The organism is Stagnihabitans sp. (assembly GCF_964946895.1).
This window is the reverse complement of record NZ_CBBQHX010000015.1, coordinates 98034-112662: the sequence shown is the minus strand read 5'-3', so window position 1 is coordinate 112662 and position 14629 is coordinate 98034. Positions and strand designations below refer to the sequence as shown.

Here is a 14629-nt window from a genome sequence, read left to right as displayed (position 1 = left end):
TCACGCCACACCCGGCCCGAACACGCGCCCGCTGCCAACACGCACCGCGTCAGCCGCCAGCCGGCCCATGTCATCTCCGGCTGACCAAACGCGCCTGCAAAACCGCCGCCAGATCCTCCCTCGCCCGTCGACAAGGCGCATCGGGGCATGAGGATCATCGGCGGCACCTGGCGCGGCCTGCATCTGGCCGAGGTTGGCGCGGGCGACCCAAGGGCCCATCTGCGCCCCACCACCGACCGCGTGCGCGAGTCGATCTTCAACCTCCTTGTCAACGGCCGCCACGGCGACCTTGTCAGCGGCACCACCGCGCTCGACCTTTTCGCAGGCACCGGCGCGCTGGGGCTAGAGGCCCTGTCGCGCGGCGCCACCGCCGTAACCTTGGTGGACGATGGCAAGGCGGCGCAAAGCCTGATCGCCCAGAACATCGCCAAGATGCGCGTGGCGGCCCAGGTCACCGTCCTGCCGCGCGACGCCACCAAACTGCCCGCCGCCGCAGCGCCGTTCAGCCTGATCTTCCTCGACCCGCCCTATGGCAAGGGCTTGGGCCAGGCCGCCCTGGACAGCGCGCAAGCCCAGGGCTGGATCGCCCCCCGCGCCACGATCCTGTGGGAGGAAGGCAGCCCCCCCACCCTGCCGCAGGGCTTTGCCCTTCTCGACCAAAGGCGTTATGGCGACACATGGGTAACCTTGCTGGAAGCAGAACCATGAGACCGGATGGCGTGATCTTCGACTGTGACGGCGTTCTGGTCGATTCCGAGGCGATTGCCTTTGACCAACTGGAAGCCGACCTTGGCCTTTACGCCCCCCATCTGACCCGCGCCCAGATGGAGACTGACCTGCTTGGCCTGACCCTTGCCGGCGTGGCGCGCAAAGCCATCGCCCTTGGCGCCAATTTGCCCGAGGACTGGATCGAAGACTTCTACGCCCGCCTCTACGCCAAACTGGAACAAGGCGCTCCCCTTGTTCCCGGCGTTCTCGACGTGCTTGATGCGTTGGATGCCGCAGGGATCCCCTACGCCATCGGCTCCAACGGCAGTCCCCGCAAGATGGAGATCACCCTTGGCCAACATCCCGGCCTGATCCCGCGCTTTCAGGGCCGAATCTTCTCGGGCCAAGAGACGCCACGCCCCAAGCCCTATCCTGACCTGTTCCTCAAGGCCGCCGCGTCGATGAATGTCAGCCCCGCCACCTGCGTAGTTGTTGAAGACTCCCCGACCGGAGCCCGCGCCGCCCGCGCCGCTGGCATGCGCTGCATGGGCTATGCCCCGCATGGCACCGCCGCCCTTCAGGCCGAAGGCGCCGTGACCTTCGCGCATATGACCGATCTGCCCTCCCTTCTGAACCTGTTGTAACGCCTGATTCGGAAACAACAGGTTAATGACGGCGGAAGCGACCGCTGTAACTACAAAAAAATGACGCAAAACCTACGCCGCCCCGACGCGCCGCAGACGGCACCCGCCGGGCAAATTCGGCAGATGAATGCTGCGTTCTCAACCCCTTAGGATGATCTCCGCCCCGCGCCAGCCCATCATCATCGAGGGCGCATTGGTATTGCCCGCAATCAGGTTCGGAAAGGCCGAGGCGTCGCAGACCCGCAGCCCCTCAACCCCCCGCACGCGCAGGGTTTCATCCAGCACCGACTCGCCCTCTGGCCCCATCCGGCAGGTGCACGACGGGTGATAGACCGTCCCCGAGCGCTGCCGGAAATCGTCAATCATCGCCGCGTCGCTTTGAATATCCGGCCCCGGCCGCAGTTCCTCTGCGATCCAGCGCGCCATCGAGGGCTGCGCCGCGATCTTGCGCAGATATTTCACTGCCAGCAGCATTTCATCGACATCCGACTGGGTGGAAAAGGCATTGGCGACGATTTCGGGATGCTGAAGCGGGTCCGGCGTCTTGATCCTGATCTGGCCCCGGCTGGTCGGCCGGCAGTTCGAAAGCCCGATCGACAGGCCCTGAAACGGGTCGGGCGTCAGCAGCGGCCGCTCTCCATTCCTGGGGATCAGTGTCGAAAAAGCCTGAAAATACAATTGCATGTTCGGCCGCGCCTGATCCGGAGAGGTGCGGAAGAACCCGCCCCCATGATTGATCGACTTGGCCAGCGGCCCGCCCCGCGTCAACAGATATTGCAGCCCGACAAAGGCCTTGCCCCACCAGGGGCGCAGGATGCCGTTGTAGGTCGCGACCTTCATTCTCCAGGTATAATTGATGCCCTGATGGTCGTTCAGATTGGCCCCGACATGCGGGTTGTCGACCAGAACCGGCAGGCCAAGGCCCTGCAACAGCGCCCCCGGACCGATGCCCGAAAGCTGCAGAAGCTGCGGAGAGTTGATCGCCCCGCCTGACAGGATCACCTCGCGCGCCTTCAGCTGCAGCGTCTGCCCGTCGCGCCGGTATTCGACACCAACTGTCCGTTTTCCTTCAAACAAAATGCGGGTGACCTGCGCCTTGGTAATAACTTCTAAAGTCTTTCGGCGCATAGCTGGCCGCAAGAAGGCGCGCGCCGCCGAATTCCGTCGCCCGCCCTTGATCGTCATCTGATAGGTGCCAACGCCCTCCTGCTCGGCACCGTTGAAATCGCGGTTATGCGGCAAGCCCGCCTCACCGCAGGCCGCGATATAATCGTCCAACAACCAGTGCAGCCCGCGCCGGTTTTCCGAAATGAACAATGGGCCGCCCCGGCCCCGCCAAGTGTCTGATCCCGCTTCATTATCTTCCATCGCCCGGTACGCGGGCAAGACATCATCCCAACCCCAACCCGCAGCCGCGGCCCCCCATTCGTCGTAATCCGCCCGGTGCCCCCGGATATAGACCATCGCATTGATCGAGGAGGACCCCCCCAGCAGCTTGCCCCGCGGCCAATGGTCAGATTGCCCCGCCAAACCCGGATCAGGCTCGGTCCGATACATCCAGTTCACCGCTGGATCGTAGAATAATTTTCCATATCCCAAAGGCAGTTGCACATAGGGCAGCTGGTCCGTGCCCCCCGCTTCCAGCACGACAACCCGATGTTGCCCGGACGCCGTCAACCGGTTGGCCAACACGGACCCGGCCGAGCCCGCGCCTACGATGATATAGTCAAGATCCATGTCCGCCTCATGCCATTGCCGCGAAGCTAGCGGACCCATCGCGCCGGAAGTGTCAGGTTTGCGACGGCAAATGTCGCACTCAGTCTCTGGACATCGTCGGAAGGCCTCGTTAGCGATAGTACAGGCCCGCCAGCGGCCCAGGAACGCTCCAAATGACCCCGATCCGTTTCGTGCTGCGTCACCCGACGCTCCGGCTGATTGCCGTGGCCTTGTTGCTGTTGGGGGCGCACAATGCCTCGGTCTACCCCTACCAATCCCTGATCGCGATCGAGCGGATCGGGATGAGCAAACCCGCCTTTTCGCTGCTGTTGGTGATGGCGTCGCTGATAGCGGTGACCTCCTCGGTGCTGTTCGGCGTCTTGGGCGACCAGTTCGGTCACCGCCGACGGATTGCCTTGGGCACGGCGCTGTGCAGCACCCTGGGCATCGGCATGATGCTGGCGTTCCCCGGCGTTTGGGCGCTGATCCTGTGCCAAGGCGTGCTTTTGCCTTTGGCTTCAAGCATGTACGGCCAGTTGTTCGCCCTCGCACGGCTCGCCAGCGCCGACGAGGGGCGCCAGCGTGACGCCGTTCTGGGCGCGATCCGCTCGGCCATGTCCTTCTCGTTCCTTGCGATGCTGATCTTCTGGACCTTCGCCTTCGGCTTTGGCCTGTCAGAACTGGCGGTTTATGTCAGCGGCGGCGTGGCCAGCCTTGGCATGTCCCTGCTGGTCTGGTTCGGTTGGCCCAAGGATGGCCAGACGGTTTGGGCCGATCCGCGCTCTGGCATGCGGCTGCGCGATGCTTTGGCCGAGATTGCCAAGCCATACGTCGCCACCCGGGTCTGCCTGATCGGGGCGATCGCCTCAGCCGGGAACCTTTACATGGTCTTGGTTTCCTTGGTTTTTGATGCCTCTCCGATCCGGGGGCCAGCCGATGTGGCGCTGTATGTCGGCCTTGTCGCCGGGTTTGAGGTTCCTGCCATGCTGATCATGCCGCGCATCGCGCACCGGATGCGGCGCTCCACCGTCATTGCCATTGGGGCTGCGATTTACGCCTGCCACCTCTTGGCGTTGCCGCTGTTGTCGGACACGCCGTTCCTCTGGGTCATGACGGTGTTCGCGGGCTTTGGCGGCGCGGTGATCATCACGATTCCAATCCCCTATTATCAGGACCTGTTGCGCGACCGGCCGGGAACCGCCTCGGCGATGCTGGCCGTGCAAAAACTGGTGGCAGATGTGCTGACGGCAGCGGTTTTCGCCATCGGCAGCCAGTTTGGCGGGTTCGAGACCGTGGCGATCTTGGGGGCGTCCATCAGCCTGTGTGGGGCGCTTGGCCTGTACTTCGCCGACCGCCACGCCTGGTTCGCGGCGAGGGTGTAGATGGCGGCAGCCCCGTTCCGCGCCATCCTGACCGATCCGGCGCTGCGCATGGTGACAGGGCTGATGATGCTGCAAGGGGCGCTGGTCTGCTCGTTCGGGCCCTATGTCTCGGTCCTCGCAGTGCGTCGCTTTGGCTTGGGAAATCAAGGCTTTGCCACGATGATGGTGCTGTCGACGCTCGTGTCGGTGACGGCGGCCCTTTATGCGGGCATCCGGGCCGACCAGACCGCCAACCGCCGCAGCATCGCCTTGGGGGCAGCGGGACTGGTCATGGCGGGGGCGGCGGCGATGACCATCCTGCCGTCAACGCCAAGCTTCCTTCTGGCGCAGGTCTTGCTGTTTCCGGCCAACACCTTGTTCGGCCAGCTCTTTGCCCAAGCCCGTCTGGCGGCCGCCCACTATGATCCGGCGTTGCGCGATGGCATCCAGACCACGATCCGTGCGCTGTTCGCCTTGCCCTTTCTGATCGTCCTGCCGCTGTGGTCCTATGCCGTTGATCATGGCGCGCCGATCCAGACGATTTACCCGGTCGCCTTGGCCCTGGGTGTGCTGATGTTTGGCCTGATCTGGCGATTCTGGCCCAGCCGGGCAGCGATGGCGGGCCGCGATGCGCCCTCGGGCCTGACACTGCGCGCCGCCCTGGCAGAGGTTGCCGTGCCGCGTCTGGCCCTGCGCATCCTAGCGCTTGGCGCGGTTTCGGCGGGCGGCACGGTCTACTGGTCGCTGATGGGGCTGGTTCTGACACCGGCCGATGGGGTTGGTGGCGACGCAGCCCTTTACGCCGGCCTCGCCGCCGGGCTGGAGGTGCCCTTCATGCTGGCCGTGCCCCTGGTGCTGCACATTCCGCGCAACACCTTGATTTTGATCGGAACCTGCATCTACACGCTTCACCTCATCGGTCTGCCTTTGCTGGCGGGCACACCCTGGCTTTGGCTTTTGCTGATCCCGGCGGCGGCGGGGGGGGGCCTGACCCTGACCCTGCCGCTTGCCTATCTGCAAGACCAGATGAAAGCCCGCCCCGGCACCGGAGCCGCCCTGATGGCCCTGATGAAAGTCGCCGGAGACGGCACGGCCGCCTGCACCTTCGCCTTGGGCACCGCTTTGGGCGGCTATACGTTGGCCGCGATCCTGGGCGCTTCGGTCACGGTCATCGGGGCGGTGGTGCTGGTTCTGGCCGACGGTCAGGCCGTCAGCGCCACCAGCAGCCCCAGGTAAAAACCGATCTCGCTGCACTGCTGCACGGCCCCCAGACAGTCGCCGGTATAGCCCCCCAGACGCGGCTCGTACCAGCGCCGCATCGCAATGTGGCCAAGCAACAGGCCAGCCAAGCCCGTGATAACACTCGCCAAAGGCACCACGAAGGCAAGGGGCAACAGGGCGACGGCGGTCGTGATCAGGGCCACCGACACGGCATGCCGGTCAATGCCCCCCGCCACGGCACTGCCCGCACCCCTGTAGCGCACATAGTCCGAGGTTGACATCACCCACAGCATCGAGGCCCGGCTCGCCGCATGGCCCGCGATCAGCGCGAAGGCCACCGCGTCTTCGGGCAGCGCCTGCAATGCCGCGATCCGCCCCCCCACGATCAGGCCCAGCCCCAGCACGCCATAGGTGCCAATCCGGCTGTCGCGCATGATCTCCAGCACGCGCTCTTTCGGACGCACGCCGCCCAGCCCGTCACAGGCATCCGCGAAACCGTCTTCATGCAGGCCGCCGGTCACCACAATGCCCGCCGCCACCGCCAATAGTATCCCCAGCAAAGGCGACAACAACCAGCAGGCCAGCCCATAGATCGCGGCGCTGATCCCGCCAACCACAATCCCCACGCCGGGATACCAGCGTGGCGATTGCCGCATGGCCTCGGCGGAATAGGGGGCGGTGACCTTCAGTCGGGTCAGGAATTGCAGGGCCAGCAGGAAGGCGGGGATTTCGGTGTTGAAGAACCCCACTACGTCCATTTCGCCACCGGAGGCAGGCTCATCAGCACGGCATTGGCATCGTGCCCGGTCTCCAACCCGAATTTGGTACCACGGTCGTAGACAAGGTTGTATTCGGCATAAAGCCCGCGGTGGATCAACTGCGTTTCGCGATCGGCCTCGCTGAAAGCCGTGGTCATGCGCGCGCGGATCAGTGGCAGGAAGGCGGGCAGGAAGGCGCTGCCAACCGCTTGGGTGAAGGCAAAATCGGCCTCCCAGTCGCCGGTGGACAGGTCATCGTAGAAGATGCCGCCCACGCCCCGCGCCCGGCCGCGGTGCGGCACGAAGAAGTACTCATCCGCCCAAGCCTTGAACCGCCCATAGTAGGTCGCATCATGCGCGTCACAAGCCTTGCGCAGCGTATCGTGGAAATAGGCGGTGTCCCCGGCGTATTCGATGCAAGGATTCAGGTCGGTGCCACCGCCGAACCAGGCCGCTTGCGGGGTCCAGAACATCCGCGTGTTCAAATGCACCGCCGGCGCATGGGGGTTCTGCATATGGGCCACCAGACTGACACCCGAGGCCCAGAACCGCGCATCCGTGTCCATCCCCGGCACACCACGCGCAGCCATCGCCTTTTGCGCCCGTTCCCCCAGCACGCCATGCACTTCCGAGACATTGACGCCGATCTTTTCGAACACCCGGCCGCCCCGAATGACACTCATCAACCCGCCGCCGCCATCGGGGCGCGTTGTCGGCGTCACCTCGAACCGGCCCGCCGGGGCAGATCCGCCACGTTCATCTTCAATCGCTTCGAAGGCCGCAACGATATCGTCGCGGACACTGCGAAACCAAGCCGCAGCACGCGCCTTGCGGTCATCGAAAGCTTCTGTCATCGCCGTCTCCCAGACTTTTGATCATTGCTAGCAGGAAGCAAGCCCGCGCTCAACGCGGCTGCTGTTCCATATCGGGGGCAATGGGCCTATTCTTCGACGATCACAGGAGGTGACGATGAAACCCTATCTGGCCGCCCCGTTTCTGATGGCGCTGGTCGCCTGCGGCACGCCGCAGCAGCAATGCATCGGGCAGGTGTCGCACGACATGACGGTGCTGGACAGGCTGATTGCCGAAACGCAGGGCAACATCGCGCGCGGCTATGGCTATGCAACGACCGTCGTCGACATGCCGGATTTTGTGATCTGCAGCCCGGGTGGGCGCGACAAGCCGCCCACGGCCAGGCCCGAGATGTGCTTTCGCGATCAACCGACCACGGTCAGCAAACCCGTGGCGCTGGACCTGACGGCAGAGGCGGCCAAGCTGGCCTCGATGCAAAAGCGCCGGGCCGAAATGGCAAAGGCACTGGCCCCGGAAATTGCCGCCTGTCAGGCGCGCTACCCCGAGTAACTACTTGCCCCGGATCGGATAAGCCGCGCGCGACACCCGAAACGCGCCGTCCCCGCCAATCTCTTCGACCTGCCGGAACAGCGCCTTCAGCACCGGTTCATACGGCAGGTGCCGGTTGGCCACCATGTAAAGCACGCCGTCCGGCAACAGGCCTTTGTGCGCCGCCCGGATGAACGCCGCGCCAAGCGCCGGATCCGGCGCACGCGCGGTGTGGAACGGCGGGTTCATCACCACGGCATTCCACGGACGTTCGGGCCGGAAACTGGTGGCATCGGCCCAGTAAAACTCGGCTCGCGGGTTGGTGACGTTGATCCGGGCGCAATCAAGCGCGACCTTCTCGGCCTCTACCACATCCAGCCGCTTGACGCCGGGACGTTGCAGGATGGCACGCGACAGGTATCCCCAGCCCGCGCCCAGATCGGCCACCCGCGCGGGCAGATCGGCCGGCAAAGCCGCCGCCAGAAGCTGCGAGCCACGGTCAGGACCATCTGCGGAAAAAACGCCGGGGCGGGTGATGAAACCCTCCACGGGAAGATCGGCTGCAGCCCAATCCGCCGGCACTGGCGCCACCTGGAATGCCGCGAACTTGCCATGCGCCTTTGAGATCACCTCACCACAGACAAACCCCGCCGCGCGCAGATCTTTCAGGGCAGGCTCAAAGCCATCGGTCTTTTGCCCATCAATCGCAATCGTCCCCTTGGGTCCGACCAGGGCCACCGCCTCTGACACCATCACCAAAGCCTCGGCGCGCGAGCGCGGCAGACAGATCAGCGCGGCGGAAAAGGCTTTGCCTTCAACCCGGTACCCTTGTGCCAGAAAGTGGTCGTGATCCGGGCGAAAGCCGGTCAGCACCACTGTCCGCGACATCGGCAGGGCCGAAAGGTCAGCCCCAGCCCGTGGCCGCATGACCGCAATATCGCCCGCAGGCGGCAAAATCCATGCGCCGGAGTCCAGCGCCAGTTCCAGTCGAGCCGCTTCCATGATCGCCTTGCGGCTATTCCTTTTCCATCGTGCATTGCAGCGGGTGCTGATGACGGCGCGCGAAGTCCATCACCTGTGCCACCTTGGTCTCTGCCACCTCAAACGAGAAAACGCCGACGACCGCCAGCCCTTTCTTGTGCACGGTCAGCATGATTTCAAAGGCCTGCGCGTGGTTGAGGCCAAAGAACCGCTCCAGCACATGGACGACGAATTCCATCGGCGTGTAGTCGTCGTTCAAGAGCATGACTTTGTACAGCGGCGGCCGTTCGGTCTTGGTCTTGGTTTTGGTCAGAATAGACGTATCCTGACCCGGCCCTTTCGGTCCGTCAGACATCATGTCAGGAAAAGCGGTCAAGACAAAACTCCGAAACCAGAACGGGGTTCACAGCCCCTGCCAGTGCAATATAGACCTTTTTGCGGGCCATGAAAGGCCCTGACGCCACAAGGGGACCTTTGACGCGATGATCACCACGATTGGCTTCGATGCGGACGACACCCTGTGGCAGAACGAAACCTTCTTTCGCCTGACGCAGGACCGTTTTGCCGCCCTTTTGCGTGACGCCGACCCGGTGCACCTGTCTGAACGGCTGGAGGCGGCCGAGCGGCGCAACCTGGGTCACTATGGCTTCGGCATCAAGGGCTTCATGCTGTCGATGATCGAAACCGCCATCGAGGTGACCGAGGGCCGCGTTCAGGCTTCGGTCATTGCCGAGATCATGGCTGCGGGGCGCGAGATGTTGCGCCACCCCGTCGACCTTCTGCCCCACGCGCGAGAGGCCGTGACGGCCTTGGCGGCGGATCACCGCGTGGTGCTGATCACCAAGGGCGATCTTTTGGATCAAGAGCGCAAGCTGGCGCAATCGGGACTGGGCGAGTTGTTCCACGGCGTCGAAATCGTGTCGAACAAGACGCCCGAGGTCTATCGCACGGCCTTCGCCCGGCATGGCGCCGGCGCAGATCAGGCGATGATGGTCGGCAACTCGCTGAAATCGGACGTCCTGCCGGCATTGGAGGCCGGGGCTTGGGGGGTCTATGTGCCGCATGCCCTGACTTGGGCGCTGGAACATGCCGAGCCGCCGACCCAGGCCCCGCGTTATCGCAGCATCAGGGATCTGTCGGCCTTGCCGGCCTTGGTGGAACAGCTTCAGCGCCTACCATAAATTGTGTGCATCTTTGGTCACGCCCACCATATCTTCGGGCCAGACGAAAGAGACACAGTGAGGAACCTCTCTGAAACATATGGAAACAAAGGGGTTTTCCCACTTGGCCGGCCGTGTTAGTCTTTCGCCAACGATAATGGCGAAATCCCGGAGTAACCGGGATCGCGGGCAGTGACGAGGCAGACAAGGTGGTACGAGCTTTCGCGGACGGCGTCCGCAATCTCTTTTTCACGTTGGTCATTGGCCTCTTGGCCAATATCATCCTGGGCTTCCCTGCTGCGGCAGGCCCGCAGGCGCTTTACCTGATGGATGCCCGCACCGGCGAAACGCTGTACCAATCCAACGCGGATATGGAACTGCCACCGGCCTCGTTGACCAAGATGATGACACTTTACATCACCTTCCAAGAGATCGAAGCGGGCCATGTGACGCTTGACACCATGGTCACAGTGTCCAAGAACGCGGCCAATCAGGCCCCCTCGCGTTTGGGTCTGCAAGAGGGGCAGAAGATCGCGCTGCGCTATCTGATCCGGGCAGCGGCGGTGAAGTCGGCCAACGATGCTGCGGCAGCGATTGGCGATTTCTTCGCCGGATCGCCCGAGAAGTGGGGCGCCCGGATGACGGCAACGGCCCGCAAGCTGGGCATGAACCATTCGACCTTCAAGAATGCCAATGGATTGCCTGCCAAGGGGCATGTCTCGACCGCACATGACATGTCGATCCTCGGGCGGCACCTGTTCTATGATTTCCCCCAATATTACAACATCTTCTCGCGCCGCACGACGGACGCGGGCATGGCGACGGTGGCCAATACCAACCGCAAGTTCCTCGACGCTTACGACGGTGCGGATGGGATCAAGACCGGCTTCACGGGACAGGCGGGCTTCAACCTGACGGCCAGCGCCGAGCGGAACGGCGTGCGCCTGATCGGCACCATCCTGGGCGGTACATCCACCGCGATGCGCAACCAGAAGATGGCACAACTGCTCGACATGGGGTTTGCCAAGGCCAAACCCGGGGTTGCAACGGTCAAGCCGGTTCCGGCTGACCCAGAGGTCGCCCCGCCGGCAGATGCGGCCGTGATGGCCGATGCAACGGACGAGGCGCTGCCCGAAGTCGCCGATGGTTCGGCCAAGACTGTCCGGGTCAACGTGTCGATGGCAACCTCGCCCCGTCCGATGCCCCGTCCGGGGACAGACACGGGTACGGTTGCGGTGACCGGGATCGAGGATGCTGTGGCGATGGCCGCACAGCCCGACGATGCGACACAGGCCCCGGCTGTTGGGGTCACCGTCAAGGCCAGTGCGCCGGCGCAACCCCTGCAACTGGCGGCGGAAACGGCCCAACCGCCAAAGAAGAACGCGCCGATCTACACCGACCAGAACGCGAAACTCGCCTCGGTTCCGGCCAAACCGCAGGTGGTGACGCGAGTCTCCACCTCGGGCGGTGAGACCTGGGGCATCAATCTGGGTCGCTATCCCAACAGCATCGCGGCGGAAAAGGCCTTGATCCAGATCCAGCTGGCCGAAAACGCCACTTTGGGCAACGGATTGCGCAAAGTCGTTGCCCGGTCCAGCGGCTATGACGCCGTGGTGATGGGTCTTGACCGTGACACTGCCGACCTCGCCTGCCGTCGCCTGCAAGCGCGGGCGGTGCAGTGCTTCACGATCGGGCAATGATGACCTATGTCCTGCCTCCCCCCGGCCCGGTCAGCCTTCCTGTGCAGGGCAGTGCGGACCGTTTCCCGGTTCGGCGCGTCTTCTGCGTCGGTCGCAATTATGCCGACCATGGCATCGAGATGGGTGGCGATCCGGCCAAAGAGCCGCCATTCTTCTTCACCAAGCCCGCCGATGCGATTGTTGAATCCGGGTCTGCCATCCCCTACCCACCCGCGACGCGGGATTTCCACTATGAAGGCGAGCTGGTAGTGGCCTTGGGCAAGGGCGGTAGCGACATCGCCGAGGCGGATGCCCTGACGCATGTCTGGGGCTATGCCGCTGGCAATGACCTGACACGACGCGATCTGCAGGCCGACGCCAAGGCGGCGCGGCGGCCTTGGGATATGGCGAAAGGGTTTGATCTGTCAGCTGTCGTGGGGCTGATCCATCCGGGGCAAAGCCTGCCGGATGCCCGCCTGACGCTGACGGTCGATGGCGCCGTGCGGCAGGAAACCCGGCTGTCGATGATGATCTGGGACGTGCCGGGCATCATCGCCTATCTGTCACGGCTTGTCAGCCTCGCCCCCGGTGATCTGATCTTCACCGGCACCCCTGCAGGGGTTGGCGCCCTGCAGCGCGGTCAGACCTGCACCGTCAGCGTCGAGGGCCTAAGCCCGGCGACCGTCACCATTCTTTAGGCATCTGGCGCCAAGGGCGCAGGCTTGTCGTCGTAGTCCTTGGTCAGGATGCGGCTGGCATCACCCTGCGGATCCTCGAACTGCCGGGTCCGCATGGCCCAAACGAAGGCCACCAGACCGACGAAACCCAAGAACAGCGAGACGGGGATCAGGATCGCAAGGATCTGCATTATTTCAACCTCAGCGCATTCAGGGATACCGAGATTGAGGAAAGCGACATTGCAAGCGCCGCCGCAAGGGGGGTTGCGGCCCCCATCAGGGCCAGCGGCACAGCGATGACGTTATAAGCGGCGGAAATCTCGAAATTCTCCACCATCCGTTTGGTTGCCTGTCGGGACACCCGCGTGGCATCGGCAATCGCCGACAGATCGCGCCCCAGCAGAACGATGTCAGACGCGACCCGCGCCGCATCCAGCGCCTGCGCCGGCGAGATGCTGACGTGGGCTCCGGCAAGGGCGCCGGTGTCATTCAAGCCGTCCCCCACCATCAGAACCTTGTGGCCCTGATCCGCCAAGGCCCGCACCAACGCGGCCTTTTCGGCAGGCAAGGCACCGGCCACCCAGTCCGAAATGCCAACGCGGGCTGCGAAGGCAGAAACGGCCGCCGCGTTGTCACCCGACACCAGCTTGATCGCCTTGCCTTGGGCGCGCAGACCGGCAATCGCCGCCTCAGCTCCGGGACGGATCGTGTCGGTGAAGGTGAAGGCAACCGGGGCTTGACCCTCGACACCCAGATAGGTGGCGGTTTCAGGCACCGCTTCGACGCCCACCCAAGCCGCACGGCCAAGCCGCACCTTGCGGCCGTTCAACTGGCCTTCGATGCCATAGCCCGGCACCTCGCGCAGGTCGGTGACGGCGGCGGCCGGGACAGAAATGCGACCCGCCAGCGCTGCGGCCAAGGGATGCGAGGAGGCCTTGGCCAAGGCAAGCGCAACGGATTGGGCCTGCCCCGGAATGCCATCAAGGTTGGACGGATCCGGCATGCCAAGCGTCAGCGTGCCGGTCTTGTCGAAGACCACGACATCCACCTCGGCCAAACGCTCCAGCGCGGTGCCGTTCTTGATCAGAACGCCCTTGCGGAACAGCTTGCCAGACGCGGCGGTGACAACGGCGGGCACGGCCAGCCCTAGGGCGCAGGGGCAGGTGATGATCAGCACGGCGGCAGAGATGTTGATGGCAAAGCGCACATCGCCGCCGGTCTTCCACATCCAGAACCCGAAGGCGGAAAAGGACAGCAGGTGCACCATCGGCGAATAGAACCGCGCGGCGCGTTCGGCCAGCGTGGTGTATTTGTTGCGCGCACTTTCAGCCACTGCCACCAGATCCGCCATCCGGTGCAACGAGGAGTCCCGGCCCGCTGCCGTCACGCGCAGCGTCAGGGGGCCGGTCAGGTTGACCTCTCCGGCAGAGACCGCCAGGCCGGGGCCCGCAAAGACCGGCAGGCTTTCGCCCGTCAACAGACCACGATCGACTTCCGAGGATCCTTCGACCACCACGCCATCCACCGGCATCCGTCCACCCGGACGTACCAGCACCAGATCCCCCTTGGCGACCTGCGCAATGGGACGCAACGTCTCGACACCATCGTCCAGCACAACGGCGCGGGGCACTTCCAACGCAGCCAGTTCTTCGGCAGCAGAACGCGCCAAGGCACGGCTGCGGTGATCAAGGTAGCGACCCAAGAGCAGGAAGAACGACAGCATCACGGCGGCGTCGAAATAGGCCTTCTCGCCCGAGTGCATGGTTTCATAAAGCGAAATTGATGAGGCGAGGATCAGCGCCAGCGAGATCGGCACGTCCATCCCCAGTCGCCCGACCCGCAACGAGGCCCAGGCAGATTTGAAGAAGGGCTGGCCGCAGAAGATCACAGTCGGAATGGCGATGGTGGCGGATATCCAATGGAACATGTCGCGCGTCGCGGCCTCGGCCCCTGACCAGACGGCGACCGACAGCAGCATGATGTTCATCATCGAAAAGAAAGCCACCCCCAGCCGCATCAAAAGCTCGCGCCCTTGGCGGTCGGTTTCGGTCATCGACAGCATGCCGGGGTCAAGTTCATGCGCCTCGTAGCCCACGCCCTCCAGCACATGCGCCAAATCGGCGGCGGTGATCTCGGGCTCGGCCTCAACCGAGACGCGCTTGAGGGTAAGGTTCACCCGGGCGGAATGCACGCCGGGATAGGTGCGCAAGGCCCCCTCCACGGTCGAGATGCAGGCGGCGCAATGGGCGGACGGCAACGACAGCATCAGGCGCGCAGGTTCCGCGTGGCGCAACTCGGCCAGCCGTTCGGCCGCGGGGACGGCCACGCAGGCGGGGCAGGCAGCCAGTCCGCCATGACCTTCGTCTGATGCTTCGTAGGTCAT

Annotated in this window: 14 protein-coding genes and 1 pseudogene; 8 read left to right on the top strand and 7 right to left on the bottom strand. The window is 64.2% G+C overall.

Going from position 1 to position 14629, the window contains the following annotated elements:
* Positions 1–138: 138 nt before the first annotated feature.
* Together rsmD and AC1Y2B_RS12015 are read left to right on the top strand one after the other, a co-directional pair.
* A pseudogene (gene rsmD / locus AC1Y2B_RS12020) lies at positions 139–708 on the top strand (16S rRNA (guanine(966)-N(2))-methyltransferase RsmD); the annotation flags it as partial.
* Positions 705–1352, top strand: coding sequence for an HAD family hydrolase (locus tag AC1Y2B_RS12015; protein WP_482253327.1), 648 nt, complete (start codon positions 705–707; stop codon positions 1350–1352). The pseudogene rsmD and the gene AC1Y2B_RS12015, both read left to right, overlap by 4 nt.
* Before the next feature lie 138 nt (positions 1353–1490).
* Here AC1Y2B_RS12015 and AC1Y2B_RS12010 read toward each other — a convergent pair whose 3' ends face one another.
* On the bottom strand, positions 1491–3089 hold the full coding sequence (locus tag AC1Y2B_RS12010) for a GMC family oxidoreductase (protein WP_482253326.1): 1599 nt from the start codon (positions 3087–3089) through the stop codon (positions 1491–1493).
* Positions 3090–3241: 152 nt separating this feature from the next.
* Between AC1Y2B_RS12010 and AC1Y2B_RS12005 the strand changes: the two genes are divergently transcribed.
* Both AC1Y2B_RS12005 and AC1Y2B_RS12000 read left to right on the top strand, forming a co-directional pair.
* Complete coding sequence (locus AC1Y2B_RS12005) at positions 3242–4450, top strand: MFS transporter (protein WP_482253325.1); 1209 nt, start codon at positions 3242–3244, stop codon at positions 4448–4450.
* The gene (locus tag AC1Y2B_RS12000) at positions 4451–5665 is read left to right on the top strand and encodes an MFS transporter (protein WP_482253324.1); all 1215 of its coding nucleotides are present in this window, start codon (positions 4451–4453) and stop codon (positions 5663–5665) included.
* On the opposite strand, the gene cobS is transcribed toward AC1Y2B_RS12000, so the two are convergent.
* Together cobS and hemF are read right to left on the bottom strand one after the other, a co-directional pair.
* On the bottom strand, positions 5632–6408 hold the full coding sequence (gene cobS, locus AC1Y2B_RS11995) for an adenosylcobinamide-GDP ribazoletransferase (RefSeq protein WP_482253323.1): 777 nt from the start codon (positions 6406–6408) through the stop codon (positions 5632–5634). The genes AC1Y2B_RS12000 and cobS overlap by 34 nt on opposite strands.
* Entirely contained in the window at positions 6399–7262 is an 864-nt protein-coding gene (gene hemF / locus AC1Y2B_RS11990) for an oxygen-dependent coproporphyrinogen oxidase (RefSeq protein ID WP_482253322.1), read from the bottom strand. Before hemF ends, cobS begins: the two co-directional genes overlap by 10 nt.
* 115 nt (positions 7263–7377) lie before the next feature.
* On the opposite strand from hemF, the gene AC1Y2B_RS11985 reads away from it, so the two are divergent.
* The gene (locus tag AC1Y2B_RS11985) at positions 7378–7770 is read left to right on the top strand and encodes a hypothetical protein (protein ID WP_482253321.1); all 393 of its coding nucleotides are present in this window, start codon (positions 7378–7380) and stop codon (positions 7768–7770) included.
* Here the strand turns inward: AC1Y2B_RS11985 and AC1Y2B_RS11980 are convergent, their stop codons facing one another.
* Both AC1Y2B_RS11980 and clpS read right to left on the bottom strand, forming a co-directional pair.
* A complete protein-coding gene (locus AC1Y2B_RS11980) occupies positions 7771–8751 on the bottom strand; it encodes a class I SAM-dependent methyltransferase (RefSeq protein ID WP_482253320.1) in 981 nt (326 codons plus the stop codon).
* A 13-nt stretch (positions 8752–8764) separates the two neighbouring features.
* Positions 8765–9085 (bottom strand): ATP-dependent Clp protease adapter ClpS, encoded by a 321-nt coding sequence (clpS, locus tag AC1Y2B_RS11975; protein WP_482253331.1) that lies wholly within the window; start codon positions 9083–9085, stop codon positions 8765–8767.
* Between the two features lie 127 nt (positions 9086–9212).
* Between clpS and AC1Y2B_RS11970 the strand changes: the two genes are divergently transcribed.
* The 3 genes from AC1Y2B_RS11970 to AC1Y2B_RS11960 all read left to right on the top strand — a co-directional run bounded on the left by AC1Y2B_RS11970 (position 9213) and on the right by AC1Y2B_RS11960 (position 12267).
* Positions 9213–9911: an HAD family hydrolase gene (locus tag AC1Y2B_RS11970; protein ID WP_482253319.1), complete on the top strand. Its 699-nt coding sequence runs from the start codon at positions 9213–9215 to the stop codon at positions 9909–9911.
* 188 nt (positions 9912–10099) lie between these two features.
* Complete coding sequence (locus AC1Y2B_RS11965; protein ID WP_482253318.1) at positions 10100–11590, top strand: D-alanyl-D-alanine carboxypeptidase family protein; 1491 nt, start codon at positions 10100–10102, stop codon at positions 11588–11590.
* Positions 11590–12267: a fumarylacetoacetate hydrolase family protein gene (locus AC1Y2B_RS11960; protein ID WP_482253330.1), complete on the top strand. Its 678-nt coding sequence runs from the start codon at positions 11590–11592 to the stop codon at positions 12265–12267. Before AC1Y2B_RS11965 ends, AC1Y2B_RS11960 begins: the two co-directional genes overlap by 1 nt.
* Here AC1Y2B_RS11960 and ccoS read toward each other — a convergent pair.
* Positions 12264–12437, bottom strand: a complete 174-nt coding sequence (gene ccoS, locus AC1Y2B_RS11955) for a cbb3-type cytochrome oxidase assembly protein CcoS (protein ID WP_482253317.1) — start codon at positions 12435–12437, stop codon at positions 12264–12266. The two genes, AC1Y2B_RS11960 and ccoS, sit on opposite strands and share 4 nt — an antisense overlap.
* On the bottom strand, positions 12437–14629 hold the full coding sequence (locus AC1Y2B_RS11950; RefSeq protein WP_482253316.1) for a heavy metal translocating P-type ATPase: 2193 nt from the start codon (positions 14627–14629) through the stop codon (positions 12437–12439). The genes ccoS and AC1Y2B_RS11950 overlap by 1 nt, the downstream gene beginning before the upstream one ends.

Excerpts from the sequence above, each read along its gene's own strand:
- AC1Y2B_RS12015 (WP_482253327.1), top strand. The coding sequence starts at position 705 with ATGAGACCGGATGGCGTGATCTTCGACTGTGACGGCGTTCTGGTCGAT.
- AC1Y2B_RS12010 (WP_482253326.1), bottom strand. The coding sequence starts at position 3,089 with ATGGATCTTGACTATATCATCGTAGGCGCGGGCTCGGCCGGGTCCGTG.
- AC1Y2B_RS12005 (WP_482253325.1), top strand. The coding sequence starts at position 3,242 with ATGACCCCGATCCGTTTCGTGCTGCGTCACCCGACGCTCCGGCTGATT.
- AC1Y2B_RS12000 (WP_482253324.1), top strand. The coding sequence starts at position 4,451 with ATGGCGGCAGCCCCGTTCCGCGCCATCCTGACCGATCCGGCGCTGCGC.
- cobS (WP_482253323.1), bottom strand. The coding sequence starts at position 6,408 with ATGGACGTAGTGGGGTTCTTCAACACCGAAATCCCCGCCTTCCTGCTG.
- hemF (WP_482253322.1), bottom strand. The coding sequence starts at position 7,262 with ATGACAGAAGCTTTCGATGACCGCAAGGCGCGTGCTGCGGCTTGGTTT.
- AC1Y2B_RS11985 (WP_482253321.1), top strand. The coding sequence starts at position 7,378 with ATGAAACCCTATCTGGCCGCCCCGTTTCTGATGGCGCTGGTCGCCTGC.
- AC1Y2B_RS11980 (WP_482253320.1), bottom strand. The coding sequence starts at position 8,751 with ATGGAAGCGGCTCGACTGGAACTGGCGCTGGACTCCGGCGCATGGATT.
- clpS (WP_482253331.1), bottom strand. The coding sequence starts at position 9,085 with ATGTCTGACGGACCGAAAGGGCCGGGTCAGGATACGTCTATTCTGACC.
- AC1Y2B_RS11970 (WP_482253319.1), top strand. The coding sequence starts at position 9,213 with ATGATCACCACGATTGGCTTCGATGCGGACGACACCCTGTGGCAGAAC.
- AC1Y2B_RS11960 (WP_482253330.1), top strand. The coding sequence starts at position 11,590 with ATGACCTATGTCCTGCCTCCCCCCGGCCCGGTCAGCCTTCCTGTGCAG.
- ccoS (WP_482253317.1), bottom strand. The coding sequence starts at position 12,437 with ATGCAGATCCTTGCGATCCTGATCCCCGTCTCGCTGTTCTTGGGTTTC.
- AC1Y2B_RS11950 (WP_482253316.1), bottom strand. The coding sequence starts at position 14,629 with ATGACCTACGAAGCATCAGACGAAGGTCATGGCGGACTGGCTGCCTGC.